The sequence below is a fragment of the Chitinimonas naiadis genome, assembly GCF_054780835.1.
Window position 1 is genome coordinate 283,875 of the sequence record NZ_BAAGVO010000001.1, and the last position, 26,107, is coordinate 309,981.

The following is a 26,107-nucleotide window of genomic DNA, read 5'->3' on the forward strand; positions in this document are numbered from 1 at the left end:
TCCAAGAACAATGAGAATCCGGACCAGGAGGAAGCCCATGCGTATGGCAAAGGGAGCGCTGTGTTTGCTGGGGGTGAGCCTGCTGCTGGCCTTGTCGCTGGCAGCGTGCGGCGGAGGGGGCAGTGATAGTGTGACCTCACCGCCAGCCAGCCTGCAATTGAGCAGTAGCGCCAGCGAGGCTTTCAATGGTGTGGCTTCAGTGATCACACTGACCGCCAGCGGCCAGACCAGCGGCGATACCGTCAACTGGGCACTGAACGGCGCCGGTAGCCTGAGCGCCAGCACGGGCGGCAGCGTGAAGTACACCCCGCCCATGACCATCAGCGTAGCGAGTGAGGCCACGATTACGGCCACCGTACGTGGTGTAAGCCAGAAGCTGGTGATCGAACTGCACCCCTACGGGCAGATTGCTCTGCTGGCCGGTCGCCTGAGCGGTGCCGGCACCCTGGATGGCAGCACACCGCAGCAGGCCAGGTTTATTCGGCCCTCCGCGATGACGCGGGATGCGGCCGGTAGTCTTTATATTATTGATCCCGGTGCACCGCCCGCCAGCCGCTTGCGCAAGATCCCCGCTGACGGCGTGGTGACCACGCTTGCGACGCGCGATGTGCAAGGTAATTTGCTCACCAATAGCTACTGGGACTCACTGGCGTCGGACGACAAAGGCGGGCTTTATCTGACCGCCTCATACAACATTGTTTTCCGTTCGGCTGACGGTGTGGTTCGCACCCTTGCTACCGCTTCTGATCCTGCCAGCCTACGCGATGGTCCGCTGGCCAGCGCACAGTTTGGGGCGATGACTAACCTGGTGGCAGACGGCGCGGGTGGCGTCTATTTTCTGGATGGTCAAGGCTGGAAGGACGGCGCCTATAACATCCAGATTCGCCATCTCTCTGCGCAAGGCTTGGTCAGCACTTTGGTACCGCAATCGCTGCCGGCACCGGAGCTGGGGTCGCCAAGCACGCTGGCCATAGGCAGCGATGGCAACATCCGTGCCCTTTATTACAAGCTGGCCAGCGATGCATCCGGCGTAACACAGGTGAGCCTCACCTTGCGCACATTTAGGCCGGATGGAACGGAATTGCAACGTATCTACCTGCCCACTAGCGGGCCTATTCCGGGTGGTGGCGCCTATGTCGGTAAATACGACGATATTTACAGTGGGGCAACGGCGGTCGATGGCCAGGGCAATTTCTACCTTGCCGTGAGCGATTTCATTGCCCCTATGGTAGGGGTATGGATTCGCAGCTATGTGATTCGCATCACGCCTGCTGGCCTTGTGAGCGTTTGGGGGGGGACGCCGGGCCGACGCGGCTTCGGTGGCGATGGCATGGCCTTGGCGACGGGTTTCAACAACCCCCAAGGCATCGTGGCTGATACCCAAGGCAACTTGCTGGTGGCCGATAGCTACAACCATACTATTCGGCGTGTGAGCCAGTCAGCACAAGTCACGGACTATGCCGGCGGCGCGACGAACTACCAGCCGCAGGATGGTCAGGGTGCTCAGGCCACCTTCAGTGGCATCAGCGCTATGGCCTGGGGCAACGACGGCAAGCTGCGTGTGCTGGATGGCAGTGTTCCGGGATACACACCGAACACCAGTGTCGGTGAATTCAAGCTCCGGACCATCGATCTGAATGGCGCCGTCACTACAGGTGCGACGTTTACGTGGAATGACAGCGGTGACGTAAGCCAATACGGCTCGCCGCTAGGACTGTCTCTGGATGGTCAGGGTAATGTCTATGCGGGCTATGGTCTGGCGATACGCAAGCAGACCCCTGGCGGCCTGATGAGTACCTTGGCCGGTAGCGCCAAGCAAGCAGGGTACGACAATGGCAGCGGCGCGCAGGCCCGTTTCCGCGACCCCAATGCCACCGTGACCGATGCTGCAGGCAACGTTTATGTTGCCGATGGCGATGCCGCCTACACCATACGCAAGATCACGCCGGCTGGCGTTGTCAGTACCCTGGCCGGTACAGCAGCATTCTATGGTCAGCGGGATGGTGTCGGCACTGCCGCCAGTTTTGGTGCAATCAAGGCGATGACGATCGATATTGCTGGCAATCTCTATGCCCTTGATAAAGGTGATTGGCCGAACAACGTCGTCATTCCGCCAGCCATTCGCAAAATCACCCCTGCTGGCGTAGTGAGCACGTTGGTACGGGCGCCATCGGTGAGTTCGATCGTTTTACTGCGTGCTACAGGTATCGCCGTGGATGAGCAGGGCAATGTCTATCTCAGCAGCGGTAAATTGGTCAGTGATTACGATGAGGAGGCGATCACTCCACGCGAGGTACCGTTGGGCATGATTTACAAGCTGATGCCCAACGGCACGTTGTCGATTGTCGCAGGAGACGAGACGGGTGCGCGTAGTGGCATTGCGCTGGGCGTCTTGCCCGGCAGCATCGACTACCCGGTTGGCATAAGCTACCTGGGCAAACACCGTTTCGCGGTCGCTCTGCAGGATAGTGTGCTGATGCTGACCTTGCCATAAAGCAGATACCTACGTATCCAGTAAGCCATCGCTGCCCAGATCTTGCTGTCTGGGCAGTGCTCTGTTGGTCGCAACGAGGACATATCAAATGAAAATCAAGAAAACAAAGTATGAGGCTGGCCATTTCCGGCTGGCACTTGCGGGGGGGCTCGCTGCACTATTGCTGGCGGCTTGTGGAGGCGGCGGAGGCGGAAGCGGCGACGGTGGTGCCGTCCAGCCGCCTGCCGCGCTAACCGTTGCAGCATCGTCGCTCGACGCCTTCTCGGGCCTGGGCGGCGCCATTACCTTGAGCGCCAGCGGCCAGGGCAGCAGCGATGTCGTCTGGACCCTGAGCGGCCCGGGTAGCCTGAGTGCCGCCAGTGGCGCTTCGGTTCAGTATCTGCCACCGGCGACGATCTTGGCTGAGGCGGCCGCCACGGTGACGGCGGCCAGCAAGGGCGCTACGGTGGCAACCAGTATTGCCTTGCACAGCTATGGCCCCATCGCCCCCTTGGCTGGGCGGCCAGGTGGGACTGGTGTGATAGACGGCCCGCTGGCCGAGGCACGGCTCTTCAGCCCAACCGGCGTGACGGTAGATGCAGCTGGCAACGTCTATTTCTCCGAAGATGTGCGCAATACCCTACGGCGTGTTGGTACCGATGGTCGCGTGACCACGGTGGCAGGGCAGGATGGTGAGTCAGGTTACGCCGACGGGCCGGCTGCGCAAGCACGCTTCAAATCGCCAGCAGGGCTCTACACCGACAGTACAGGCACGATTTTCGTTGCCGATACCTACAACAACGCGGTGCGTGCCATTGCTGCCGATGGCAAGGTGACGACCGTCGCCGGTGTGCCGGGTGAGTCCACGCCGGTTGATGGCGCAAGGTCGGTTGCACGTTTTGCCCAACCTACCCAGATCACGTCCGATGGTGCACAGGGCCTTTATGTGCTTGATGGTGCCATCCGCCGCATCCGCGCGGACGGTACGGTCAGCACGGTGGTTGCGCAAGAGCCTGCCAATGTTTCCGTCCCCAAGCCGGTCTCCATAGCGGTTCATGCCGGTTTGCTGTACGGCTACTACAGTGATGAAGTCATCAGAGTCATGCAGCCTGATGGCAAGGTCGTCAACCGACTCAAATTGCCATCCCCAGCTGAACTCCTCTCACCCTATGCAGGCTACGACAGTGCCAAATCCTGGGGTACGCTGGGTAGAGCCAGTGGCATGACAGTAGACGAAGGCGGTAATGTCTTCGTCAGCATGGCCAACGTGGTGATCCCCGTCATTTACATTCAGCCGTTTAGCTACGTGCTACGCGTGGGGGTGGATGGCAAGACCTCGATATTTGCGGGCACGCCTTTTTTTCGGGGCACGCTGGATGGTCCTGGAGCGGTCGCACGGTTTGATGGTCCGAATGGGCTGACCTTTGATGCCAAGGGCAATCTGCTGGTGGCTGATCGTACCAACGGTATCGTGCGCAAGATCGCTGCCGATGCAACAGTGACCACGCTGGCAGGCGTTCCGTCGCTGGATGCCGTGCTCGATGGCAACGGTCGTCAGGCATCTTTCTATCGCCTGAATTCACTGACCTCTGATTCGGCCGGCAACGTCTATGGTCTCGACTATGAACCGCTCTCGTCCAGGTATTTGGTTCGCAAGATCAGCTTGGAAGGGCAAGCAGTTGTCACATCAGGCTACCAGTTTGGTTACGTCGGCCTGTCGCGCGATGCTCAGGGGCGCTTTTACGGGGTAGATAACTATCAGAATGTTCTACGCAAGCTCGATACCAACGGCGTGGTCAGTACTCTGGCCGGTGTGGAGGACAGTTCCTGGTACGGTGGTTCGATTGATGGCGCTGGCGCGGCAGCACGTTTCGCCAGGCCTACCGCTACGGCAACCGACGCCAGCGGCAATATCTACGTTGCCGATACCAACGCCGTACGCAAGGTCACCCCGGTTGGCGTAGTCAGCACGCTGGCAGGCAAGAGCCTGACAGCCGGTACCGCAGATGGACAGGGGGATGTTGCACGCTTTACCCGTCTGATCGCGATCAGCGTCGATGCAAATGGTAATGTCTACGTACTGGATCAAGCCGCCCCCCCAGAGGCCGACAAGCTGCAGCCCGTCGCGATTCGTAAAATCACGCCGAGCGGCTCGGTCAGTACCCTCTACCGCTTGCCGGTACCCGTACCGCCATATCGCTATCCAATGCGTGATATCCACAGTTTGGCCGTGGATGATGCGGGGAATGTCTACGTGGCTGCTGGAGTGATTAGTGATTTTCCAAGCAGCGAACCAGGGCTTATTTGGTCTCGCAGCTTGATCTACAAGCTCAGTAGCGCTGGCACACTTTCTGTTGTCGCTGGGGATGAAAGCGGTAAGCAGATCGGCACGCGCTTCGGTCCGCTCCCAGGTAGTCTGGATGTACCGAAGGCGATCAGCTATCTCGGCAAGCGTCGCTTTGCCGTCAGCACGGGTGATGCCGTGCTGTTGCTGACCCTGCCCTGATCGGGTGCGGTCTGCTCAAGAGAAGGGGGTGGGTAACCATCCCTTTTTTTTTGCTGCGCTATCCCCTGTTTGGAGGATGCGTGCGGCATACCACCTGTTTAGACTGCCCTGCCCGCCAGGCCAGCCCATATCGAAGCGCTGCCTGGCCCTGAAAGGAGCGCTCTGTGCGTATCAAGCAGCAAAGCAGCACCAGCCTGTTGGCGGCCCTGTTGGCCGCATCCCTCTTGCTCTCGGCTTGTGGCGACGGCGGTGACAGTGCTACCCCCTTGCCGCCGGTGTCGCTGCAGCTCAGTGCCAGTTCGGCCGACGCCTTCACCGGCGTAACCACGCCCATCACGCTCACCGCAGTGGGGCAGGCCGGCAACGACACGGTGAGCTGGACCCTCAGCGGGGCCGGTGGCCTCAGTGCGGCGACCGGCGCCACCGTGCAGTACACGCCACCCGCCAGCATCGCAATCGCATCGACGGCCGTCATTACCGCAACCGTGCGCGGCCTGTCGGCGCAGTTCAACATGGCCCTGCATCCGTACGGCCCGATCGCCCTCCTGGCAGGCAATATCGGCGGCCCAGGTAACCTCGACGCTGCTACGCCACTGGCGGCACGTTTTCTGAATGCAGCAGCAGTGGGGCGTGATAGCGCGGGTAACGTCTATGTCTTCGACCGCGCCATGAATGCCGTCCGCAAGATTGCCATTGACGGGGTTGTTTCCACCTATGCCACGGCGGTACTGGACCCTGTTCCATTCTCTACGCCCAGTAGCAGCCGCTACTGGCCGGTGTCGATGGTAGTGGATCCCAGTGGGGTGATCTTCCTGGCAGATAGCGCCAATGCCACCGTGCGGCGGATCGATGCCAGCCGGCAATCGCGCATCCTGGCCGGCGCGGTGGGCGACCGTCGGACGGTCGACGGTGCGCTGGCCGATGCGCGCTTCGGCGAGCCTGGTTATCTTGCAAGCGATGGGGCGGGCGGCCTGTACCTGATTGATAGTGACCGCTATCTGCGGCGTATCACCGCTGCCGGCCAGGTCAGTACCGTGACATTGCAGGATACGGCCGGGTATCAGATCAACTCCTTACACAGCCTGGCTTGGAATGGCACCGCTTTGACGGTCTATGCCACCGAGCAGACGGGCAGTACCTCGATCGATGCCTTGCTGGCAGTCCAGGCAGACGGCACGGTGAGCGCTCGTAGGCCGCTGCCGGCACCGGCCAGCTTGCTGGGACCCTATGTGGACCCGGACTCGGGCATCGCCCCTGCCTACACCAATGGGCTGGGCCTGCAGCGCGGTGGCTTGCTGGTCGATACGGGAGGTAACGCCTATCTAAGCGCTACCACGGTCAGTAGCACCAATCCCCTCATGCCGGGGGGGAGTTACGGCTACAGCTATTTATTGTTCGTGACGGCCAGTGGCAGGTCCTCCCTCATGGCAGGCACGCCGCTACAGAGCGACATCCGTGACGGCCAGGGTTCGTCGGCCCGTTTTGCCAATCCGGCCGGTATGGCCTTCGACGCCGACGGCAATCTGCTGGTGGCGGATTACGGCACCGTCCGTCGGGTCACCCCTGGTGGCCTGGTCAGTACCTATGCGGGCAGCGCTGCGCTGCGCACCAGCATTGATGGCCAGGGCGAGGCAGCCGCTTTCAAAGATATCCAGTCGCTCGCAGTGGATGGCGGCGGAAATGTCTGGGCGGCAGAGCCTGCTGCGGGTGGCGCCGTGCTACTGCGCAAGGTGGCTGCGAACGGTACGGTGCTCAGCGGTGCGCGTCTGACTGCCTATGAGCAGACCGTCAGTGCCGTGCCTGATGGCATCTCGGTCGATGTGCAGGGCAACGTCTATGCGGCAGTGCCACAGTTGCAGACCATCCGCAAGATCTCGCCCGGCGGGGTGGTGAGCACGCTGGCCGGCGCCGCTGGCATCAATGGCTACGCCGACGGCAATGGCGCCAATGCACGCTTCAACCGGCCGGTAGCGACCGCCGTAGACACGTCGGGCAACGTCTATGTGGCCGACAGCCTGGGCTATACCGTGCGCAAGATCACCTCCGCCGGCGAGGTGATGACCGTGGCCGGCAAGGGTGGGGTGCAAGGAGTAGCCGATGGCAGCGGTAGCACCGCCCGCTTTGGCATCCTCAGTGCGCTGACGCTCGATAAGGTTGGCAACATCTATGTGCTGGATGCGGCCGATGCGGCAGGCAATGAGCAGAACATTCCGCAGGCGCGAGCAGTGCGCAAGATCACGCCTGCCGGCGTGGTCACCACGCTTTACCAGGTAGCAAATGGCAATCAGCTGCGCTTTGACAGCCTGGCGGTAGATGAGACCGGCAATGTCTACCTGACCAGCGCGAATGACAATGTGGTACGTAAGCTCAGCACCGGAGGCGTATTGAGCGTGGTGGCGGGCGATGAGAGCGATGCTCTGCTGGGTACTCGTCTGGGCGCATTGCCTGGCAGCCTGGATCGGCCAAGCCATATCACCTACCTTGGCAACCGCCGCTTTGCGGTGAGCAACCACGGCGGTGCGGTGCTGCTGCTGACTTTGCCTTAATGGGGTGCCAACAAAAAGCCCCCGTCAAGGAGCGGGGGCTTTTTGTTGCTGGCAGGTACGAGACCTGCCGCAGGCGGATCAGGCCAGGCGCTGTGCCACCACGTCCCAGTCAACCAGCTTCCAGAAGCCTTCCAGGTAGTTGGGGCGGCTGTTGCGGTAGTCGATGTAGTAGGCGTGTTCCCAGACATCGGCGGTCAGCAGCGCGGTGTCGGCCGTGGTCAGCGGGGTGCCGGCGGCCGAGGTGTTGACGATGTCGAGGCCGCCGTCGGCCTTCTTCACCAGCCAGGTCCAGCCCGAGCCGAAGTTGCCGGCTGCGGCGGTATTGAAGGCCTTCTTGAATTCGTCGATCGAACCCCACTTGGCATTGATCGCATCCAGCAGCTTGCCGGACGGGCCACGCGCTTCGCTGTTCGGGTTGGGCTTGAAGCCCAGCCAGAAGAAGGTATGGTTCCAGACCTGGGCGGAGTTGTTGAACAGGCCGCCGGCCGGTGCCTTCTTGATGATCTCTTCGAGCGTGGCGTTCTCGTGCTCGGTGCCCTTGATCAGGTTGTTCAGGTTGGTGATATAGGTCTGATGGTGCTTGCCGTAGTGATATTCCAGCGTTTCCTTGGACATGTGCGGTGCAAGGGCGTCGAGTGCATAGGGCAGTTCGGGAAGCTTGTGTTCCATAGCTATTCTCCAGGACGGTTAACGGCCGGTCCCGAGAGGGCCGGCGCTTGGATCGGGGTGGGCCATCATAGCGCGGGCGGTGCATCGCGCCAATGGTTGACTAAAACGCTACGCTATTCCCCGATGATATATAGACCGCGCCCCCGGCGGGGCGGTCCGACAGGCTTTGCGCTATCATGCCGCGATTAATCCGCTGACACTTCGATCATGACCTGGCTCGCTCTCGTCTTCGCCCTGCTGCTCGAACAATTCCGCCCCATCGGCCGCAGCAACCTCTTTTACGGTGCCTATCGCGGCTTCGTGGATGCGGTAGAACGCAACTTCAACGCCGGGGAGTACCAGAACGGCGTCGTGGCCTGGGTCATCGCAGTCGCAACGCCGACTGCCATCGTGTCGATCATCTGGGGCGCGCTGTTCATGGTGCACTGGATTGCGCCCTGGCTGTTCGGGCTGGCCGTGCTCTACGTCACCATGGGTTTTCGTCAGTTCAGCTCGGCCTTCACCGGGGTGGCGGATGCGCTCAAGGGCGACGACATCTTCACCGCGCGCAGCCTGCTGGGGAGTTGGACCCGCGAACCCGCCAGCGAGTTGCATGAGACCGAGGTGGCCCGGGTCGCCATTGAGCAGGGCCTGATTGATGTCTATCGCCATGTCTTCGGCCCGATGTTCTGGTTCATCCTGCTGGGGCCGGCCGGAGCGGTTGCCTATCGGGCGGCCACCATCCTGCAGCTCAAGTGGGGCGCACGTGATCGGCGTCGTGGCGAACTGTTCGGTGGTTTTGCGGCCAAGGCCGCCGATGTGATCGACTGGCTGCCTATCCGCGCCACGGCGGTGAGCTTTGCCATCGTGGGTGACTTTGAAGATGCAGCACTCTGCTGGCGCCAGCAGGCCGAGCGCTGGAGCAGCGAAGCCTACGGCATCCTGCTCGCGGCCGGGGCTGGCGCTATCGGCGTGCGCCTTGGCATGCCGCTGCATCAGGAACATACCGTGCGTTTTCGGCCTGAACTTGGCGTGGGCGAGGAGGCGGATGCCAATATGCTGGCCAGTGCGGTGGGATTGGTCTGGCGTACCTTGCTGTTCTGGCTGGTGCTGATATTGATGATCACGCTGGCCAGCCATTTTGGCCGTTTTGCAGGCTGAGGGGCAGGGTGCGCAGCTTTAAGATTCACTTAAGCTCCGCTGCCTAATGTGTGAACCGTTGCCGGTGCTGATGGATATGAGGCACCTGGAACCAACGACCTTTCACCTGAATGGAGTTCACCATGAACAAGCTGCTCGCCGCACTGATCGCTTCCGCCTTCGCTTTCGTTTCCTTCGGCGCAGTTGCTGCCGATGCTCCGGCTGACAAGCCGGCCGCTCAGAAGACCGAAAAGAAGGTCAAGAAGCATCACAAGGCCGTCAAGGCTGTAAAGGCTGAAGAGAAGAAGTCGTAATCCGACGCTTCTGCATGCCCCGAAAGGACGACCGTATGGTCGTCCTTTTTCGTTTGGCGCTTTGTTAAGATAGGGGATCGAAGGAGATCCGCATGCCGCAAGTTCATTTCCAGGATGGCCGCGCCCAGGCCGTAGCCAATATCTACTGCATAGGCCGTAACTACGCTGCCCACGCTGCCGAACTGGGCAATCAGGTCGAGCCTGAGCCGGTGGTTTTTCTCAAGCCTACCTCGGCGCTGCTGGAAGAAGGACAGCCCTTGCGGCTGCCCGTTTTCTCGCAGGACGTGCATCATGAAGCCGAATTGGTGCTGCTGATCGGCCAGGGTGGCAAGGACATCGAACCCGCCCATGCCTTGCAGCATGTCGCCGGCTATGCGCTGGGCCTGGACCTGACCGCCCGTGATCTGCAGACCGTAGCCAAGCAAAAAGGCTTGCCGTGGACGCTGGCCAAGGGTTTCGATGGGTCCGCCTGCATTTCCCGCTTCGTGCCGGCCAGTGCGCTGCCGGTGCCGGGTGAGGCGCAGTTCAGTCTGGATGTGAACGAGGTCCGCCGGCAGACGGGTGACTGCAAGCTGATGATCTACGACATTCCGTTCATCATCGGCTACCTGTCCAGTCGTTTCACGCTGCAGGCGGGTGACCTGATCTATACCGGGACCCCGGCCGGCGTGGCAGCCCTGCAGTCGGGCGACAGGCTGGCACTGAAGCTGGGTGGCCTGATCGAGGCGAAGTTCGAGGTCGCCTGAGCATGTCGGACAAGCGCCGCATCCGGGCACGGGGAGATTGGCAGGATGAGCTGCCAGTGCGGCATGCGTCGCCACCGGAGCCGGTGCCTCGCTGGTGCAAGCATGTGGCCATCATGGGCATACTGCTGTTCTGGGGCTACTACCTGGGCTGGCTCGGGGATGGCGGCACCAACGGCCTGGAGACCGGCTTTACATTGTTCCTCTCGGCCCAGGTGCCCTTGCTCTGGCGCTGGCTGCGCGGTCAGATGGGGCGCTGGCGATAGGGAGTCAGCCGGCCTTGGGCAGGCTGGCCAGGTCCCAGCGCGGCTTGACCGCGAACGGACCGGCGATGCGGCCATGCTGCAGGCGCTGGGCGCCTGCGTAGGCAATCATGGCGCCGTTATCGGTGCACAGTTCCAGTGGCGGATAGAAGACCTTGAGCTTGCGCTTGGCGGCCATCGCATCAAGCCCGGCGCGCAACTGCCGGTTGGCACCAACGCCGCCGGCCACCACCAATTGCTTGAGCCCGGTCTGCTTGAGCGCCTGCCAGCACTTGGCCGTCATCAGCTCGACAAAGGCTGCCTGGAATGCCGCGCAGATGTCGGCCCGCGTCGTATCGTCGATCTCGCCCTGCTTCTTGACCAGGGTCAGGACGGCGGTCTTGAGCCCGGCAAAACTGAAATCCAGATCACCCGAATGCAGCATGGGACGCGGCAGGGTAAAGCGCGTCGCGTCACCGGTATCGGCCAGCTTCGACAGGGCCGGGCCGCCCGGATAGCCCAGACCCAGTAATTTGGCAGTTTTATCGAATGCCTCGCCTGCGGCGTCGTCCAACGTCTCTCCCAGCAGTTGGTAGTCACCCACGCCGTGTACTGCCATCAGTTGGGTGTGGCCGCCGGACACCAGCAGTGCAACGAAGGGAAAGCTCGGCGCGGGTTGCGCCAGCAAGGGCGAGAGCAGATGGCCTTCCAGGTGATGCACGCCGATGACCGGCTTGCCCAATGCCACGCCCAGGCCATTGGCGACCGCCGCCGCGGTCAGGAGGGCGCCGGCAAGGCCTGGGCCTTCGGTATAGGCGATGGCGTCCAGGTCCTGCAGTACTTTGCCTGCGTCCTGCAGGCAGGCCTCGGTCAGGGGGAGTACCCGGCGGATATGGTCGCGTGAGGCGAGTTCCGGCACGACCCCGCCATACTCGGCATGCATGGCCATCTGCGTATGGATGTGATGGGCCAGCAGCCCTTGTTCGGTGTCGTAGAGCGCGACGCCGGTTTCATCGCAGGAAGATTCAAGGCCAAGTACGAGCATGGTGGGGAGATTCGGGTGAGGTCAGTCCAGCGTGACGGTCAGGTCGCGCTCGGTGGAGATGATATTGAGCACATCCATGATGCGCAGGAACCAGTCGCCGAGGGCAACGCGGGAGAAGCCGGCGTCATGCCAGACGATTTCCACGGTGCCTTCGACATCGTTGGACAGCACGTCGTAGACGGCGTCCAGGGTGTGGCCCATTTCGTAGTCGAGCTCCAGCTGGCCTTCCAGCTGTTCGTAGAAATCTTCAACCTGGGAAACGTTCACAAATTCGATGCGGATCAGCGGCATGCAGGTATCTCGGTAAATTGCTGGTAGTGGTCGACCGTTACATAGCGACGACCAGCTTGTCGGGGTTCAAAGATCAATCGCTTGGCGTTGCGCTTGCCGCCGCGATAGTCGAGATCGGCTTCGCGCCAGTTGCCCTGGGGCAGGCGTCCCTCGAAATTACGGAACGGGTCGCCACCAATGCTTTTGCCGACCGGCAGGGGTTTGCCGGGTTGCCAGCCTGCAGCACGCGCGGCGCGTTTATCGAGGTAGTCGTCCGGTAGCCGTCCGTCCCGGTTGAGCTGGCTCAAAGTGCTGGCCAAGCGCTGGCTGTCCAGTTTGACGGGCAGGATCTGGTTCAGCTTTTGGGCCACGATCTTGCAATCATCCAGCCCCGCAGCAAGACCGGGCAGGCTCAGTAAGAACAGCAACAGGATGCGCATTGTAGGGCCGTGGTTTGCAAAGAGGCGAATTATCGACCTTGAGGTAGGCGAGGTCAAAGCCGGCTGCTTGGGCTAAGTCCGTGAAAGCAAACAAAAATGGCTGGCACGTCAACGCGAGGCATGGAACCGGAAGGCAAGCCTGCTTATCATAGTCGGCATGGATATCCGCCCTGCCTATCTTGCCACGCTGTTCGCCAGTCTCTCCTTGCTCGTCACTGCCAATGACCTGCCTGACCTGGGAGACTCCGCCCTGGGCAATCTGCCGCCGCATGAGGAAAAGCGCATTGCCGACATGACCACGCGGGAGTTGCGGCGTTCGGGTGCGGTCATGAATGATGTGGAGGTCAGCGACTACCTGCAGCGCCTGGGTTACAAGCTGGTGGCGGCCAGTAACGACAACCGGGTCAATTTCCGCTTCTTTCCGATCGATGACGGCGCAATCAACGCCTGGGCGGTGCCGGGTGGCCTGATCGGCATCAACGGCGGCCTGATCGTGCTGTCTCAGCATGAGTCCGAGCTGGCGGCGGTCATGGCGCATGAAATCGCCCACGTAACCCAGCATCACTATGCCCGCATGCTGGAATCGCAAAAGGGCTCCGGTCTGATGTCGCTGGGTGCGCTGGCGCTGGCTATCCTCGCGGCCTCGCGCAGCTCGGGCGATGCGCCGATGGCCGCCATCGCGGCGAGCGAGGGCTACCAGGCGCAGCGCTACCTGGATTTTTCCCGTGATTTCGAACGCGAGGCGGATCGGGTCGGCATGCAGACCTTGCAGAACGCCGGCTTCGATATCCGGGCCATGCCGACCTTCTTTGACCGGATGCAGAAGTACTATCGAAATGTGGACAACGGCGCCTTTGCCTTTCTGCGCACGCACCCGGTGACCGGTGAGCGGATCAGCGACAGCGAGGCACGCGCCGCCCAGCAGCCTTACAAGCAGTGGGCGGACAGCATGGACTATCTGATGGTGCGGGAGAAGGCCCGTACCTTGCAGCTGGGTAGCCGCAATGCCATGGAGTACTACCGGGGTACGACCGAGCAGAAGAAATATGCCAACGAGGCGGCCCAGCAATATGGCTACGCTTTTGCCTACAGTCAGGCGGGCAAATACGACGAGGCCTGGCAGCGGGTCGAGCTGGCCCGCAAGGCCCTGCCGGCGGGGCATCCCATGCTTGAGTCGCTGGCGGGTACCGTACGCCTGAAACAAGCCAAGTATGCGGAAGCCAGTGAGATATTTGCCGCTGCGCAAGCCCGCTATCCCAGTGCGCCCGCACTGGGCTATGGGCAGATCGATATCCTGCTGCGCCAGGGCAAGGCCAAGGAGGCCGTGGCGCTGACCGAACAGGCATTGGGTGAGCGGGGTAGCGACCCGGAGCTGCACAAGCGCATGGCGGAAGGCTATGAAAAGCTCAACCAGCCCGGCATGGCCCACCGGGCGATGGCGGAGTTCTATGCGTTGATCGATGAACCCACGGCTGCCATCGAGCAACTCAATGTGGCGCGCCGCAGTGGCGGGGATTTCTACCAGATGTCGGCTATCGAGGCGCGCATACGCGAGCTGCGCGCCAAGATCCCGCTGGACAAGAACGGCAAGCCCATCAAGGATCGTGGCGAGGACGCGCGTTAGCGCTTAAACGGTTCAGCCGGCTTCAGGCTTGCCTGCCTTGCGGCGCATACAGGCGAGGTAGAGATTGCCATCGGGCCCGGTGCCGCTGCGCTGGGCCTGCCAGATCATCTCGGCCAGGCAGTCCATCATCTCGTGCTGGGCGGTGTGTTCGTCGCCGGTATGCTCGCACAGGCTCTGATACAGTTCCCGCACGCCGTGCGGCTGGTTGATCGACAGCTGCTCCTCGATGGCGAGGTGCATGTTCATGTGCAGGAAGGGGTTGGTCTCACCGAATTCCGGCAGGTAGTCCTGCTCCAGATAGCGATCCGGCGCATCGACGATGCGATGGTATTCCGGGTGGCGGACGAGTACTGCCATCGCGATCTTTTCCAGATCCGTCAGCGGAGCGGCCTGCTTTTGCTTGGACCAGGTATCGAACAGGAAGCGACGGGCTTGATCGCGGGAGGGGTTGAACATGAGAACTGACCAGGGGCGGGAAGCGAAAGGCCTATTTTCCTCTCTCTAGGCCAGGGCCGCCAGCACTATGCTCTGATGCAGCAGGCGATTGCCCCCTGCCAGATGACTGATCTGGCCATTGCCATAGAAGCCGGCCAGTGGCGTGCCGGGCCAGTTGCGCACCACTGTCTGCCATTCGCGGTCCAGTCCACCGTGCAAGGCCGCACCACGCGCGGCGCAGGAGAACATCAAGGCGGCGCCGGGTGCCGGGCCTTGTGTCAGCGCCTGCATCTCGGTCAGCGCCGCATGGGCGGATCGGCGCACCCAGGCTACGCGCTGGCCGGGAAACAGCTGGGCGGCAACGGTGACGCCGAAGTCCGGGTTCAGCGACACCAATGGCCAGCAATCGAGCAATTGGTCATTCTCGTCCAGCGTCGCCAGGGCAAGTTCATGCAATACCGGCACGCTCTCCAGGCTGCGTCGCAGCGTGGCGCTGGCCATTCGGCCATCCAGGGTCTTGAGGTCGAAGCCCGCTATGTCGGTGATGTGATAAGCCGGACTGATGACTTCCACGCCGCGCGACAGGCCTAGTTCGCGGACCGCCAGCGGCATATCGCAGCGGCCATCGGCTGATACCTGGCCTTGTCGCCAGACCTTGTAGGGACCGAGCCCGGTGGCGTCGCCCGAGATGCCGCCGTAGCGCGGGGTAGCGGTCTCCAGCCAGGCTACGTCGAGGTTGTTGGGTGCGGCGAGGCTCAGATAGGTCGAGGCGCTGGCATCCAGCGGCTCGTTCCAGACCAGTGCGCTGGCGGCGGGGGCGTCGACCAGCCAGTCATCCTCGTTCATTACGCCCAAGGCGGTGCAGCCGGTGACGGCCAGGGTCTGGGCGGCGCGGGCGGCGGCGACCAGGGCAGGGCGGGGATCCTGGGCAAAATCGGCAGAGAGAAATAGCAGGACGGTGGTGGCGCGAGGTTGGCCCAGGCGCGAGAGGGCCTGTTCCACGGCGTCGGCCGCCAGGCGTGGCGTGGCACGGGCCGCATGGGCAAGGCCGGAAGCATATTGAATCGACATGCCTGCATTATCAGTCATGACGCCATGGTTCGCGCAGCGGGCTATCATGGCGTGATTGATCTCACTCCAAGGACACACCATGTCGGCAGCTATCTATGACTTCAGCGCCAATCGACTCGATGGCGCACCGGAAAACCTCGATGCCTACCGCGGCAAGGTGCTGTTGATCGTCAATACCGCCAGCGAATGCGGCTTTACCCCCCAGTACGCCGGGCTGGAGAAACTCTATGCGCAGTATGCGGACAAGGGTTTCGCCGTGTTGGGCTTTCCTTGCAACCAGTTTGGTGGACAGGAGCCGGGCGCGGCCGACCAGATTGGTGCCTTCTGCGAGAAGAATTTTGGCGTCAGCTTCTCGATGTTCGAAAAGATCGAGGTGAATGGTGATGGCGCGCACCCGCTGTACCGTTACCTGAAATCCTCGGCCAAGGGTTTGCTGGGGACCGAGGCGATCAAGTGGAACTTCACCAAGTTCCTGGTGGACCGGGATGGCAAGGTGGTGGATCGCTTCGCGCCGACGACCAAGCCGGAAGAACTGACCAGCCAGATCGAATCATTGCTGTAGTCGCCACGAGGGGGGCATACGCTGTGGCGACGGTGACACCAGCACCCTTCTGCAACCGTACATGGCGCGTAGGGGATTGCCGCAGCGTTATATCCGGCCGGTCGTCATTGCCCGGCAGGGCGGTTTCGGCTACAATTCAGCCCGAAAATCACTGAATTATCAGAGGGAACGGGATAGGCGCGCCTATCCCGTTTTCTTACGTCTAGGGTAGGGCGCGCCTGCCCGGACTGATACGCAATCTAGGAGTCGCTGGTGTCCCAACAACGTCCCAAAGCCCTGCTCGCCCTTGCCGATGGCACGCTGTTCTATGGCAGCAGTATCGGCGCCAACGGCCATACGGTTGGTGAAGTCGTCTTCAATACCGCCCTGACCGGCTACCAGGAAATCCTTACCGATCCTTCCTACTGTCGCCAGATCGTCACCCTGACCTACCCGCATATCGGTAATGTCGGCGTGAACAAAGAGGATTGCGAGTCGAACGGTGTGTTTGCCGCCGGCCTGATCATTCGTGATCTGCCGCTGCGCTCATCCAACTACCGCCAGGAAGAGACGCTGGATGCCTACCTGGTTCGCAACAAGACCGTCGCCATTGCCGACATCGATACCCGCAAGCTGACCCGTATCCTGCGTGAGAAGGGTGCCCAGTCCGGCTGCATCATGGCCGGCGAGATCGATGCCGACAAGGCAGTCGAGCTGGCGCGCGGTTTTGGCAGCATGGCGGGCCAGGACCTGGCCAAGGTGGTGAGCTGCACTCAGCCTTACGCCTGGACGACCCGCGAATGGCAGTTGGGCATGGGCTACGCTACCCAGATGGATAGCCGTTTCCATGTGGTGGCCTACGACTTTGGCGTCAAGCACAACATCTTGCGCATGCTGGCCGAGCGCGGCTGCAAGCTGACCGTAGTGCCGGCCCAGACGTCGGCCGAGGATGTGCTCAAGCTGAACCCGGACGGGGTGTTCCTGAGCAACGGCCCTGGCGATCCCGAGCCCTGCGATTACGCGATCGCTGCGATCAAGACCTTCCTTGACAAGAAGCTGCCGGTATTCGGCATCTGCCTGGGTCACCAGTTGCTGGCGCTCGCCGCCGGCGGCAAGACCAGCAAGATGAAGTTTGGCCACCACGGCGCGAACCACCCGGTGCAGGATCTGGATGATCGCCGCGTGCTGATCACCAGCCAGAACCACGGCTTCCAGGCAGACGAAACCAGCCTGCCGGCCAATGTTCGGGTTACCCATCGCTCGCTGTTCGACGGCACGGTGCAGGGCATCGCCCTGACGGACCGTCCCGCCTTCAGCTTCCAGGGTCACCCAGAAGCCAGCCCGGGCCCGCACGATGTGGCCTATCTGTTCGACCGCTTTACCGCCGCCATGGCGCAACACAAGCAATAAGGACACGCCATGCCCAAGCGCACAGACATACAATCCATCCTCATCATCGGCGCCGGCCCGATCATCATCGGCCAGGCCTGTGAGTTCGACTATTCCGGTGCCCAGGCCTGCAAGGCGCTGCGCGAGGAAGGCTACAAGGTCATCCTGGTCAACTCGAACCCGGCCACCATCATGACCGACCCGGAAATGGCCGATGTGACCTACATCGAACCCATTACCTGGGAAGTCGTCGCCAAGATCATTGAAAAAGAACGTCCCGACGTGGTGCTGCCCACCATGGGCGGCCAGACCGCGCTGAACTGCGCGCTGGACCTGTGGCGCCATGGCGTGCTGGAGAAGTTCAACGTCGAGCTGATCGGCGCGACGCCCGAGGCCATCGACAAGGCCGAAGATCGTCAGAAGTTCAAGCTGGCCATGGACAAGATCGGCCTGGGCTCGGCCCGCTCCGGTATCGCCCATACGCTGGAAGAGGCGTTGGCCGTCCAGTCGCGACTGGGCTTCCCCGCCATCATCCGCCCCAGCTTCACCATGGGCGGCACCGGCGGCGGCATCGCCTACAACATTGAAGAATTTGTTGAGATCTGCACCCGCGGTCTTGATCTCTCGCCAACCCATGAGCTGCTGATCGAAGAATCGCTGCTGGGCTGGAAAGAGTATGAAATGGAAGTCGTGCGCGATCGCAACGACAACTGCATCATCGTCTGTTCGATCGAAAACTTCGATCCGATGGGCGTGCACACCGGCGACTCGATCACCGTCGCACCGGCGCAGACGCTGACAGACAAGGAATACCAGATCATGCGCAACGCCTCGCTGGCGGTGCTGCGTGAGATCGGTGTCGATACCGGTGGCTCGAACGTGCAGTTCTCGGTCAATCCCAAGGATGGCCGCCTGATCGTCATCGAGATGAACCCGCGCGTATCGCGTTCCTCGGCCTTGGCCTCCAAGGCTACCGGCTTCCCGATCGCCAAGGTCGCGGCCAAGCTGGCCGTGGGTTACACCCTGGACGAACTGAAGAACGACATCACCGGCGGCCTGACCCCGGCCTCGTTCGAGCCGTCCATCGACTACGTGGTCACCAAGATCCCGCGCTTTGCCTTCGAGAAGTTCCCGCAGGCTAACAGCCGCCTGACCACGCAGATGAAGTCGGTCGGCGAAGTCATGGCCATCGGTCGTACCTTGCAGGAATCCATGCAGAAGGCGCTGCGCGGCCTCGAAACCGGTCTGGCCGGTTTTGACGAACGCACCACCGACATGGATGTGCTGGCAGCCGAGCTTGGCGCTCCTGGTCCGGAACGCATCCTGTACGTGGCCGATGCCTTCCGTGTCGGCATGTCGCTGGATGAAGTGTTCAGCCATACCAAGATCGACCCCTGGTTCCTGGCGCAGATCGAGGACATCATCCTTGATGAGAAAGAGCTGCAGAGCCGCACCCTCGATAGCCTCGATGCTGCCGAGCTGCGTCGCCTGAAGCGCAAGGGTTTCTCGGATCGTCGTATCGGTACGCTGATCGGGGCCGAAGCGGCTGCCGTGCGTAGCCGTCGCCAGGGTTTTGGGGTGCGTCCGGTCTACAAGCGTGTGGACACCTGTGCGGCCGAGTTCGCCAGCAACACCGCCTATATGTACTCGACCTATGAGGAAGAGTGCGAGGCCGCACCGACCGACAAGAAGAAGATCATGATCCTGGGCGGCGGTCCTAACCGTATCGGCCAGGGTATCGAGTTTGACTATTGCTGCGTACACGCCGCCCTGGCGCTGCGCGATGATGGTTACGAAACCATCATGGTCAACTGCAATCCGGAAACCGTCTCGACCGACTACGACACTTCCGATCGTCTCTATTTTGAGCCGCTGACGCTGGAAGACGTGCTCGAGATCGTCCATGTCGAGAAGCCGGCCGGTGTGATCGTGCAGTATGGCGGCCAGACGCCGCTGAAACTGGCGCGTGCGCTGGAAGCCAATGGCGTGCCGATCGTCGGTACCAGCCCGGACATGATCGACGCTGCCGAGGACCGTGAGCGCTTCCAGAAGCTGCTGCAGGACCTAGCCTTGCGCCAGCCGCCCAATGCCACCGCTCGTAACGAGAAGGATGCGCTGGTGCTGGCAGCCGAGATCGGCTACCCGCTGGTGGTGCGCCCCTCCTACGTGCTGGGTGGCCGTGCCATGCAGATCGTGCACTCCGAAGACGACCTGACCCGCTACATGCGTGAGGCAGTCAAGGTATCGAACGACAGCCCGGTGCTGCTCGACCGGTTCCTGAACGATGCGATCGAAGTCGATGTCGATGCCATCAGTGACGGCGAGAATGTCATCATCGGCGGCATCATGCAGCATATCGAGCAGGCCGGCGTGCACTCGGGCGACTCGGCCTGTTCGCTGCCGCCCTATTCGCTGTCCGATGAGCTGCAGGACGAACTGCGCCGCCAGACCGTCGCCATGGCCAAGGGCCTGAACGTGGTCGGCCTGATGAACGTGCAGTTCGCGATCCAGGGCGAGACAGTCTTCGTGCTGGAAGTGAACCCGCGTGCTTCGCGTACCGTGCCCTTCGTCTCCAAGGCAACCAGCCGTCCGCTGGCCAAGATCGCGGCCCGTTGCATGGTGGGTCAGAGTTTGCCGCAGCAGGGTATCGTCGGTGAGGTGATTCCGCCGTATTATTCGGTCAAGGAAGCCGTCTTCCCCTTTATCAAGTTCCCGGGTGTGGATAGCATCCTCGGGCCCGAGATGAAGTCCACTGGCGAAGTCATGGGTGTGGGTGATACCTTTGCCGAGGCCTACGTCAAATCGCAGCTGGGTGCCGGTGAGCGTCTGCCTACGTCCGGCAAGGTCTTTGTCTCGGTACGTGACGGGGACAAGTCGCAGCTGGCCGAGGTTGGCCGCATGCTGGCGGATGCCGGCCTGGAAGTGGTTGCTACCCGTGGTACCGCCGCGGTGCTGCACGAGGCCGGTATTCCTGTGACCGAAGTGAACAAGGTCAAGGAAGGTCGTCCGCATATCGTCGACATGATCAAGAATGGTGAGATCGCGCTTATCATCAACACCGTTGACGAGCGGCGTGCCTCGATTCAGGATTCCTACTCGATCCGCTACGAGGCCCTCAAGGGTCGCGTGCCCATCTACACCACGGTGGCAGGTGGCCGTGCTGCAGCCTATGGCATCAAGCACATGAAGGAATGGACGGTTTACTCGGTACAAGGTCTGCACAAGCGTCTGCAGAAGGCCTGAGTTCCGTTTGCATGAGTCCGGCCGCCGCGCCTTGCGCGGCGGCCCTGTTTTTGTCCCGATGGTCCATTGCCATCGGGTTTGTTTTTAGACCCGGCCAGAAAGGTGGCCGGTACGGAGAAGTTGAGCATGGTCAAAGTACCTCTTACCACCCTCGGCGCAGAGATGCTGAAGTCCGAGTTGCAACGCCTCAAGAGCGTTGAGCGTCCCAGCGTCATCGCTGCCATTGCCGAAGCACGTTCGCACGGTGATCTGTCGGAGAACGCCGAGTACGACGCAGCCAAGGAGCGTCAGGGCTTCATCGAAGGCCGTATCGCCGACCTGGAAGGCAAGCTGTCCAATGCCGTGGTGATCAACCCGGCCGAGATCGATGCCGAAGGCCGTATCGTGTTCGGCACCACCGTCGAGCTCGAGGACCTGGATTCTGGCGATAAGGTGACCTACCAGATCGTCGGTGACGACGAGGCCAACATCAAGCTCGGCAAGATCTCGGTATCCAGCCCTATCGCCCGTGCCTTGATCGGCAAGTCGGCTGGCGATGTGGCCGAGGTGGTGGCGCCGGGGGGCATCCGCGAGTACGAAGTGCTGGACGTGAAGTACATCTGATCGTTACCAAGAGGCCTGGATGCAAACCTTTCCAAATGCATTGCGCTCTATCCTGACGGTGTTCTGGATCGGTGGCTTGTGGATTATTGGTGTCCTGGTGGGGCCGCTGCTATTTCATGCGCTGGATAATGGCCTGGCGTACAAGATGGTGGCGATCCTGTTCCGTGCTATGGCCTGGGTCGGGATCGTGGCCGGCATCTATGTCGTCATCCACATGCTGTGGGTGGAGGGCCTGCGCGCCTTTCAGACGCTGGAGTTCTGGCTGATCCTGGGCATGCTGGCGCTGACCCTGGTCAACCATTTTGCCGTGTTTCCGGTGCTCTCCGAGGTCAAGCCGCAGATGCATACGGCTGCCGAAGGCATGTTCGGCGGTGGCTTCCAAAGCTGGCAGACCATCTCCAGCCTGATCTACTTGATACAGAGTGTGTTTGGCCTGATTTACGTGATCCGCGGCCAGGTCAAGTAGCACCGTTGCGCCGGCGAGTATGTGTCGTATCGAGGCGACGCATATAGCACAAATACTAATTTTTTGTGACTGGGAACTTCAGTCGGCGCTAATCTTCCCCACTGCATCCGCAAAAAACCCAAGGCGGAGCAATCAGGGGAGAAGCAAATATGTCCGATACCAATCTGGCGGTGGTATGCCGCCGTACGCCGACCGGTGACGGCGAGCTTGGCGCACCGGCCCTGGGCCTCAGTATCAACCAGCGCAAGCTGCTGCAGTGGGTTGACGGCCAGGTAACGATCGCCGCAATGGCTGATCGTTTGGCAGGCAGCCACGCCATCGAAACCGAGCAAGTCCTTCGCGATATCGAGCGTCTGGTGAAGCTCGGTCTGCTGGAAGCGCCCGGCCTCGTCGCTGGCGTCCATCAACCGGCCGCGCAACTTCAGGCTACCAGCAAGAAACGCATGCCGGTCTGGCTGGTTGGCGGCGGTGCCGTTGCCGTGCTGGGCGGCCTGCTGGCGTTTGCCTACACACCGGAAAATGCCCGGCCTGCCAAGCAGACCGTGGCGGTCAACGCCCAGACCGGCGTGGAAGAAGTGGTCGAGCCCAAGGAAGAGAAGATCTTCGGCGTGATGCCCAATCCGGGTCGCTGGTTCTCGCCCGGGCAGAAGCCCGAACCCAAGCCGGTGGAAACCAAGCCTGCCGAGACCAAGCCGGCAGTCGCGACCAAACCTGCTGACAACAAGCTTGCTCAGGCCACGCCTGCACCGGCACCGGTTGCAGCGAAGCCCGCACCGGTCGCCATTGCGCCGGTAACGCCGACGACCGCCCCTGCGACACTGGCGGTCGAGCCTGCGCCTGCCAAGGCCGAGCCGGCAACCCCGCCTGTACAGGTCGCCAGCGCGGCACCCATCCTGGCCAAGCCGGCACCGGTCGCACCGCCAGCACCCAACCGCAAGCCGGTCTACCGTGAATCGCCTGAGTTCCCGCGCGAAGCAAGCCGTAACGGCGTGGAGTTCGGTAGCGTCAAGGCACGCATGACGGTCAATGAAGCGGGTCAGGTGGTGAAGGTCGATATTCTTGAAGCGAAGCCTCGCCGTGTCTTTGACCGTGCGGTGGTCACCGCGCTGTCAAAGTGGAAGTTCCAGCAGGCCGCCAGCGGATTTACGGTGGATACCGAAGTGGAATTCAAGGACAATTGAGTCTGCGACGAGCAACGTAAAAAGACCGGCGTAAGCCGGTCTTTTTATTTCGCCTTGTATTTTTGTGCAGGCTTGCCCTTGCTGTTGGCAGGTTTGCCGGCTCGACCGGTGGCAACCGTTTCCTTGCCGGGCTTCTTGGTCACGCTGGCTGCTGCCTTGGGCGTCGGCTGTTTCTGGCCTGGCTTGGGAAGCTGGATCTTGGGCTTGCCGTCCTGGGTAGGACGATACAGGACCAGCAGCTTGCCGATATGCTGGACCGCTGCGCAACCCAGTGCGGCGCAGATTTCGTCCAGCCAGCCGATACGCTGCTCACGATCATCACCCTGCACCCGGACCTTGATCAGTTCGTGGGCATCGAGATTCAGGGCGATCTCGCGCAATACCGAGTCGCTCAGGCCGTTGTTGCCTATCATGACGACAGGGTTCAGCCCGTGGGCTTGGGCGCGCAGGTAAAGGCGCTCGTCTCTAGTCAGTTCCATCATGTAACTCCGCGAAAAAGCGACGAATTCTAGCTCAATCGAATAGCAGGCGTAGATAAGTCTTTAGTCCATGACACGAAGCAAAACCAGCAAAGCGTGGCTCCAGGAGCACGTCAACGACCATTATGTGCAGCAGGCCCAGAAGGATGGCTATCGAGCCCGTGCGGCCTACAAGCTGCTGGAGATCGATGAAAAGGACAAGCTGCTCAAGCCTGGCCTGTGGGTAGCGGACCTGGGCGCCGCGCCTGGTAGCTGGTCACAGGTGGCGCGCCGCAAGATGGGTGACAAGGGTCGGGTGTTCGCGCTGGACATCCTGGAAATGGACCCCATACCTGGGGTGGAATTCATTCAGGGTGACTTCCGCGAGGACAAGGTATTGGCACAATTCACCGAAATGCTGGAGGGGCGGCTGGTGGACCTTGCGATCTGCGATATTGCCCCCAATATGAGTGGCATGGCCGTGACGGATCAGGCCCGTAGCTTCTACCTGTGTGAGTTGGCGCTGGATTTTTGTCGCGACTGGTTGAAACCCGGCGGGCATTTTCTGGTCAAGACCTTTCAAGGTTCGGGCTATACCGAGTACATGCAGCAGATGCGTGATACCTTCCAGACGGTGGTAACACGCAAACCGGACGCTTCCCGCGACCGTTCGACGGAAATCTACCTGTTGGGTAAGGGAAAAAAGCCCTGACGATGTCATCCCCAGCCGATAGAATCCATTTAAGGTAGCTTTCAAGGCCGCAGTCGGCGCGGCCGTTCTCAAACCGCCGGCAATAGGAGCGTCCCGTGAACAATCTGGGCAAAAACATCGCAATCTGGGTGATCATCGGTCTGGTACTGATGACCGTGTTCAACCAGTTTTCCAAGCGCCAGGAACAGAAGAGCCAGGTCAGTTACTCTGCATTCATGCAGGACGTGACCGAGGGCAGGGTCAAGACCGTGGTCATCGAGAATGGCCGCGCTTACCCCTTCGTCACCATCCGTGGCCAGAAGACCGACAATTCCACCTTCACCACGGTCGGCATGCCTGACCAGAAGCTGGTGGATACGCTGCTCAAGCGCAACGTCGATTTCTCGGCCCAGCCGCTGGAAGAACAATCCTTCCTGATGAGCCTGTTCCTGAACTGGTTCCCCATGCTGCTGTTGATCGGCGTATGGATCTTCTTCATGCGGCAGATGCAGGGTGGTGGCAAGGGTGGTGCGTTCAGTTTCGGCAAGAGCCGCGCCCGCATGCTGGATGAGAACAACAATACGGTCACCTTTGCCGATGTGGCCGGTTGCGACGAATCCAAGGAAGAAGTCACCGAGATCGTCGAATTCCTGCGCGACCCGAGCAAGTTCCAGAAGCTGGGCGGCCGTATTCCGCGCGGCGTGCTGATGGTCGGTTCGCCCGGTACCGGTAAGACCTTGCTGGCCCGTGCCATTGCTGGCGAGGCCAAGGTGCCGTTCTTCTCGATCTCCGGTTCGGATTTCGTGGAAATGTTCGTCGGTGTCGGTGCCGCGCGTGTTCGCGACATGTTCGAGAACGCCAAGAAAAACGCGCCTTGCATCATCTTTATCGATGAAATCGACGCCGTTGGTCGGCAACGTGGTGCTGGCCTGGGTGGCGGTAACGATGAGCGTGAGCAGACCCTCAACCAGATGCTGGTCGAGATGGATGGTTTCGAAGGCAACTCCGGCGTGATCGTGATTGCAGCGACCAACCGTCCTGACGTGCTCGACCCGGCCTTGCTGCGTCCAGGTCGTTTCGACCGCCAGGTCGTCGTGCCGCTGCCGGATATCCGTGGCCGCGAGCAGATCCTCGGCGTGCATATGCGCAAGGTACCGATTGCCAACGACGTCGACGCTGCCGTGCTGGCGCGTGGTACGCCGGGCATGTCGGGTGCCGACCTGGCCAACCTGGTCAACGAAGCAGCCTTGTTCGCCGCCCGCGGTAACAAGCGCCTGGTCGACATGCATGACTTCGAGCAGGCCAAGGACAAGATCTTCATGGGTCCTGAGCGCCGTTCCATGGTGATGACCGAGGACGAGCGCCGCGCGACGGCCTACCATGAGTCGGGCCATGCCGTGGTTGCCAAGCTGCTGCCGGGTACTGATCCGGTACACAAGGTCACCATCGTGCCGCGCGGCCGGGCCCTGGGCCTGACCTGGCAGTTGCCGGAACGCGATTCGATCTCGCTGTACAAGGATCAGATGCTGAGCCGTCTCGCCATCCTGTTTGGTGGCCGGATTGCCGAAGACCTGTTTGTCGGCCGCATCTCGACCGGTGCATCGAATGACTTTGAACGGGCGACTTCCATTGCCCGCGATATGGTGACCCGCTACGGCATGTCGGACCTGCTGGGTCCGATGGTCTACGGCGAGAACGACGGTGAAGTGTTCCTGGGCCGGTCGGTGACCACCCACAAGAACATGTCGGAAGCGACCATGCAGAAGGTCGATTCGGAAATCCGTCGCATCATCGATGAGCAATACGCGCTGGCACAGCGCCTGCTGGAAGAAAACCGCGACAAGGTCGAAGCGATGACTGCGGCGCTGATGGAATGGGAAACCGTGGACGCCGAGCAGGTGGAAGACATCATGCAGGGTCGTCCACCGCGCCCTCCCAAGCCTTCCGCCAGCGTCAAGCCGCCGCCGTCGGGGGATACTCCTAGCGGTACGGTGCCCGAGCCGACCACCCGGCCTGCGCAGGAACTCTGATCCTCACC

23 protein-coding genes are annotated in these 26,107 nt (G+C 61.5%); 16 read left to right on the top strand and 7 right to left on the bottom strand.

What is annotated here, in order from left to right; translation table 11 throughout:
- The first annotated feature begins 37 nt into the window (after positions 1-37).
- The 3 genes from ACYVHK_RS01210 to ACYVHK_RS01220 all read left to right on the top strand — a co-directional run bounded on the left by ACYVHK_RS01210 (position 38) and on the right by ACYVHK_RS01220 (position 7,525).
- Positions 38-2,494, top strand: a complete 2,457-nt coding sequence (locus tag ACYVHK_RS01210; RefSeq protein ID WP_460526749.1) for an NHL repeat-containing protein — start codon at positions 38-40, stop codon at positions 2,492-2,494.
- Positions 2,495-2,582: 88 nt separating this feature from the next.
- Positions 2,583-4,979 (top strand): NHL repeat-containing protein, encoded by a 2,397-nt coding sequence (locus tag ACYVHK_RS01215; RefSeq protein ID WP_460526751.1) that lies wholly within the window; start codon positions 2,583-2,585, stop codon positions 4,977-4,979.
- A 164-nt stretch (positions 4,980-5,143) separates the two neighbouring features.
- On the top strand, positions 5,144-7,525 hold the full coding sequence (locus tag ACYVHK_RS01220) for an NHL repeat-containing protein (RefSeq protein ID WP_460526753.1): 2,382 nt from the start codon (positions 5,144-5,146) through the stop codon (positions 7,523-7,525).
- 78 nt (positions 7,526-7,603) lie between these two features.
- Here ACYVHK_RS01220 and ACYVHK_RS01225 read toward each other — a convergent pair whose 3' ends face one another.
- On the bottom strand, positions 7,604-8,194 hold the full coding sequence (locus ACYVHK_RS01225) for a superoxide dismutase (protein WP_460526755.1): 591 nt from the start codon (positions 8,192-8,194) through the stop codon (positions 7,604-7,606).
- A gap of 207 nt (positions 8,195-8,401) precedes the next feature.
- On the opposite strand from ACYVHK_RS01225, the gene ACYVHK_RS01230 reads away from it, so the two are divergent.
- The 4 genes from ACYVHK_RS01230 to ACYVHK_RS01245 all read left to right on the top strand — a co-directional run bounded on the left by ACYVHK_RS01230 (position 8,402) and on the right by ACYVHK_RS01245 (position 10,636).
- On the top strand, positions 8,402-9,334 hold the full coding sequence (locus ACYVHK_RS01230) for a CobD/CbiB family protein (RefSeq protein ID WP_460526757.1): 933 nt from the start codon (positions 8,402-8,404) through the stop codon (positions 9,332-9,334).
- 122 nt (positions 9,335-9,456) lie between these two features.
- Positions 9,457-9,627: a hypothetical protein gene (locus ACYVHK_RS01235; protein WP_460526759.1), complete on the top strand. Its 171-nt coding sequence runs from the start codon at positions 9,457-9,459 to the stop codon at positions 9,625-9,627.
- 92 nt (positions 9,628-9,719) lie between these two features.
- Positions 9,720-10,373, top strand: a complete 654-nt coding sequence (locus ACYVHK_RS01240; RefSeq protein WP_460526761.1) for a fumarylacetoacetate hydrolase family protein — start codon at positions 9,720-9,722, stop codon at positions 10,371-10,373.
- A gap of 2 nt (positions 10,374-10,375) precedes the next feature.
- Positions 10,376-10,636: a hypothetical protein gene (locus tag ACYVHK_RS01245; protein ID WP_460526763.1), complete on the top strand. Its 261-nt coding sequence runs from the start codon at positions 10,376-10,378 to the stop codon at positions 10,634-10,636.
- A gap of 4 nt (positions 10,637-10,640) precedes the next feature.
- Here ACYVHK_RS01245 and tsaD read toward each other — a convergent pair whose 3' ends face one another.
- From tsaD to ACYVHK_RS01260, 3 genes are read right to left on the bottom strand one after another with little or no spacing between them, the layout of a single operon-like run.
- Positions 10,641-11,657 (bottom strand): tRNA (adenosine(37)-N6)-threonylcarbamoyltransferase complex transferase subunit TsaD, encoded by a 1,017-nt coding sequence (gene tsaD / locus ACYVHK_RS01250; RefSeq protein WP_460526765.1) that lies wholly within the window; start codon positions 11,655-11,657, stop codon positions 10,641-10,643.
- 21 nt (positions 11,658-11,678) lie between these two features.
- The gene (locus ACYVHK_RS01255) at positions 11,679-11,948 is read right to left on the bottom strand and encodes a barstar family protein (RefSeq protein WP_460526767.1); all 270 of its coding nucleotides are present in this window, start codon (positions 11,946-11,948) and stop codon (positions 11,679-11,681) included.
- The gene (locus ACYVHK_RS01260; protein ID WP_460526769.1) at positions 11,939-12,367 is read right to left on the bottom strand and encodes a ribonuclease domain-containing protein; all 429 of its coding nucleotides are present in this window, start codon (positions 12,365-12,367) and stop codon (positions 11,939-11,941) included. The genes ACYVHK_RS01255 and ACYVHK_RS01260 overlap by 10 nt, the downstream gene beginning before the upstream one ends.
- Before the next feature lie 157 nt (positions 12,368-12,524).
- Between ACYVHK_RS01260 and ACYVHK_RS01265 the strand changes: the two genes are divergently transcribed.
- Entirely contained in the window at positions 12,525-13,991 is a 1,467-nt protein-coding gene (locus ACYVHK_RS01265; RefSeq protein ID WP_460526771.1) for a M48 family metalloprotease, read from the top strand.
- A gap of 12 nt (positions 13,992-14,003) precedes the next feature.
- On the opposite strand, the gene ACYVHK_RS01270 is transcribed toward ACYVHK_RS01265, so the two are convergent.
- On the bottom strand, positions 14,004-14,447 hold the full coding sequence (locus ACYVHK_RS01270; protein WP_460526773.1) for a DUF1841 family protein: 444 nt from the start codon (positions 14,445-14,447) through the stop codon (positions 14,004-14,006).
- A 45-nt stretch (positions 14,448-14,492) separates the two neighbouring features.
- Positions 14,493-15,497 carry an FIST domain-containing protein gene (locus ACYVHK_RS01275; protein ID WP_460526775.1) on the bottom strand — a complete coding sequence of 335 codons (1,005 nt, stop codon included), beginning with the start codon at positions 15,495-15,497 and terminating at the stop codon, positions 14,493-14,495.
- 79 nt (positions 15,498-15,576) lie between these two features.
- Here ACYVHK_RS01275 and ACYVHK_RS01280 point away from each other — a divergent pair, with 79 nt between their 5' ends.
- The 6 genes from ACYVHK_RS01280 to ACYVHK_RS01305 all read left to right on the top strand — a co-directional run bounded on the left by ACYVHK_RS01280 (position 15,577) and on the right by ACYVHK_RS01305 (position 22,920).
- Positions 15,577-16,059: a glutathione peroxidase gene (locus tag ACYVHK_RS01280; protein WP_460526777.1), complete on the top strand. Its 483-nt coding sequence runs from the start codon at positions 15,577-15,579 to the stop codon at positions 16,057-16,059.
- Positions 16,060-16,311: 252 nt separating this feature from the next.
- Positions 16,312-17,448, top strand: a complete 1,137-nt coding sequence (gene carA / locus ACYVHK_RS01285) for a carbamoyl-phosphate synthase small subunit (protein ID WP_460526779.1) — start codon at positions 16,312-16,314, stop codon at positions 17,446-17,448.
- A gap of 9 nt (positions 17,449-17,457) precedes the next feature.
- The gene (gene carB / locus ACYVHK_RS01290) at positions 17,458-20,670 is read left to right on the top strand and encodes a carbamoyl phosphate synthase large subunit (protein ID WP_460526781.1); all 3,213 of its coding nucleotides are present in this window, start codon (positions 17,458-17,460) and stop codon (positions 20,668-20,670) included.
- 126 nt (positions 20,671-20,796) lie between these two features.
- A complete protein-coding gene (gene greA, locus ACYVHK_RS01295; RefSeq protein ID WP_460526783.1) occupies positions 20,797-21,273 on the top strand; it encodes a transcription elongation factor GreA in 477 nt (158 codons plus the stop codon).
- 19 nt (positions 21,274-21,292) lie between these two features.
- Complete coding sequence (locus ACYVHK_RS01300) at positions 21,293-21,739, top strand: DUF4149 domain-containing protein (RefSeq protein WP_460526785.1); 447 nt, start codon at positions 21,293-21,295, stop codon at positions 21,737-21,739.
- Positions 21,740-21,888: 149 nt separating this feature from the next.
- Positions 21,889-22,920, top strand: coding sequence for a TonB family protein (locus ACYVHK_RS01305; RefSeq protein WP_460526787.1), 1,032 nt, complete (start codon positions 21,889-21,891; stop codon positions 22,918-22,920).
- A gap of 44 nt (positions 22,921-22,964) precedes the next feature.
- Here ACYVHK_RS01305 and yhbY read toward each other — a convergent pair whose 3' ends face one another.
- Positions 22,965-23,399, bottom strand: coding sequence for a YhbY family RNA-binding protein (yhbY, locus tag ACYVHK_RS01310; protein WP_460526789.1), 435 nt, complete (start codon positions 23,397-23,399; stop codon positions 22,965-22,967).
- Between the two features lie 70 nt (positions 23,400-23,469).
- Between yhbY and rlmE the strand changes: the two genes are divergently transcribed.
- Together rlmE and ftsH are read left to right on the top strand one after the other, a co-directional pair.
- Positions 23,470-24,090 carry an RlmE family RNA methyltransferase gene (gene rlmE / locus ACYVHK_RS01315; protein WP_460526791.1) on the top strand — a complete coding sequence of 207 codons (621 nt, stop codon included), beginning with the start codon at positions 23,470-23,472 and terminating at the stop codon, positions 24,088-24,090.
- A 95-nt stretch (positions 24,091-24,185) separates the two neighbouring features.
- The gene (ftsH, locus tag ACYVHK_RS01320; protein ID WP_460526793.1) at positions 24,186-26,099 is read left to right on the top strand and encodes an ATP-dependent metallopeptidase FtsH/Yme1/Tma family protein; all 1,914 of its coding nucleotides are present in this window, start codon (positions 24,186-24,188) and stop codon (positions 26,097-26,099) included.
- Positions 26,100-26,107 lie beyond the last annotated feature (8 nt).